The organism is Streptomyces sp. NPDC059524, assembly GCF_042749255.1.
In the GTDB taxonomy this organism is placed as follows: domain Bacteria; phylum Actinomycetota; class Actinomycetes; order Streptomycetales; family Streptomycetaceae; genus Streptomyces; species Streptomyces xanthii.
This window is the reverse complement of record NZ_JBHYTK010000183.1, coordinates 1-1,951: the sequence shown is the minus strand read 5'-3', so window position 1 is coordinate 1,951 and position 1,951 is coordinate 1. Positions and strand designations below refer to the sequence as shown.

Here is a 1,951-nt window from a genome sequence, read left to right as displayed (position 1 = left end):
CGCCACCCGACAACCCCCCTGGTATTTGGGACCGGTCTCCGAGGGGGGCGGGGCGCCCCCGGGTATGGGGGCCCTGCCCCCCCCCCCCCCCCCGCGGGGGGCCCGCCCGGCCCCCCCGCGTCTCGGGCAGGCACTTCCACACGAGTGCGGTGAGCGCGAGGCCGATCGCGGTGAGGACGACGAAGACGCCGCGCCAGTCGGTGACGCGCAGCACCTGGCCGCCGATGAGCGGGGCGACGATCGGGGCGACGCCGGAGATCAGCATGAGAGTGGAGAAGAAGCGGGCCATCGCGACGCCGTCGTAGAGGTCGCGGACGACGGCGCGGGCGATGACGATGCCGGCGGCGCCCGCGAGTCCCTGGAGCAGCCGGAAGGCGATGAGCAGGGCGGCGTTCGGCGCGAGGGCGCAGATCGCGGTCGCGGCGACGTAGACGAGGAGGCCGGTCAGGAGCGGTCCGCGGCGGCCCCACCGGTCGCTCATCGGGCCGACGACGAGCTGGCCGAGCGCCATGCCGGTGAGGCAGGCGGTCAGGGTGAGCTGGGCGGTGGCGGCGGAGGTGTGCAGGGCGCCGGTGACCTCGGGCAGGGCCGGGAGGTACATGTCCATCGACAGCGGCGGCACGGCGGTGAGTCCGCCGAGCACGAGGGTGACGAGGAGGCCGGTGCGGGCCGCCGCGCCGGGCGGTCCGGTCCGGGGTGGCGGTGGCGCTGTCCCGGTGCTCCCTGCCGTCCCGGTGCTCCCGCTCTCCGCCATCCCGAAGCTCCCCCGTTCCCGTCCTGGTGTCCGCCGACTCTCCCGGTCGTGCGTGCGATTACCTATGCTCTCAGCTCGGCGGAGTGGTCGGGACCGGGAACCGGGGTGGGGCTGGGATGGCTGAGGAACGCGTGCGCTGGGGGATCCTCGCGACGGGCGGCATAGCGCAGCAGTTCACGGCGGAGCTGCTTGATCTGCCGGACGCGGAGGTCGTGGCGGTCGCCTCGCGCTCCGAGGCCGGCGCGAAGACCTTCGCCGAACGGTTCGGGATCGGCCGGGCGTACGGCGACTGGGCCTCGCTCGCCGCGGACGAGGACGTCGACGTGGTGTACGTGGCCACACCGCACTCCGCGCACCGCGAGGCGGCGGGGCTGTGCCTGGAGGCGGGGCGCGCGGTGCTCTGCGAGAAGGCGTTCACCCTGAACGCGCGGGAGGCCGAGGAGCTCGTCGCACTCGCCCGTGCGCGCGGGCTGTTCCTGATGGAGGCCATGTGGATGTACTGCCATCCGCTGATCCGCCGCCTGAAGGCGCTCGTGGACGACGGGGTGATCGGTGAGGTCCGCACGGTCCAGGCCGACTTCGGGCTCGCGGGCCCCTTCCCTCCCTCGCACCGGCTGCGGGACCCGGCGCAGGGCGGTGGCGCGACCCTCGATCTCGGCGTGTACCCGGTGTCGTTCGCGCATCTGCTGCTCGGCGAGCCGGAATCGGTGACCGCGCGGGCCCAGCTCTCCCCCGAGGGCGTCGACCTGCAGACCGGGATGCTGCTGTCCTGGTCCGGCGGGGCGCAGGCGCTGCTGCACTGTGCGGTCAACTCCGGTACGGGGGTGACGGCTTCGGTGACGGGCTCCGCGGGCCGGATCGACGTACCGGGCGGCTTCTTCTACCCGGACCGCTTCGTGCTGCACCGGGACGGGCGGGAGCCGCAGGAGTTCGTGGCGGCGGCGGAGGACGGGCCGCGGGACTCGATGCGGCACGAGGCGATGGAGGTCATGCGGTGCCTCAGGGGTGGCTCGGTCGAATCGCCGCTGGTACCTCTGGACGGCTCTCTGGGTGTGATGCGCACGCTGGACGCTGTGCGCTCGGCGATCGGGGTGCGGTATCCGGGGGAGGCGTGAGCGGGTTCGTCGCCGGGTGCGCGTTTCGTCGTGGCTGGTCGCGCAGTTCCCCGCGCCCCTGATGAGGCGCAGCCTCATCAGG

General features: G+C 73.9%; 2 protein-coding genes. One reads left to right on the top strand and one right to left on the bottom strand.

Annotated features, from left to right (window positions below; genetic code table 11):
- A partial coding sequence (locus ACFW9D_RS33735) for a Bcr/CflA family efflux MFS transporter (protein WP_384628406.1) occupies window positions 1–754 on the bottom strand: 754 nt, incomplete at its 3' end.
- 116 nt (window positions 755–870) lie between these two features.
- Here ACFW9D_RS33735 and ACFW9D_RS33730 point away from each other — a divergent pair.
- Window positions 871–1,869, top strand: coding sequence for a Gfo/Idh/MocA family protein (locus ACFW9D_RS33730; protein WP_384628404.1), 999 nt, complete (start codon window positions 871–873; stop codon window positions 1,867–1,869).
- Window positions 1,870–1,951 lie beyond the last annotated feature (82 nt).

What these genes read in the sequence shown, in the direction of transcription:
- ACFW9D_RS33730 (WP_384628404.1), top strand. Translation starts at nt 871, where the DNA reads ATGGCTGAGGAACGCGTGCGCTGGGGGATCCTCGCGACGGGCGGCATA.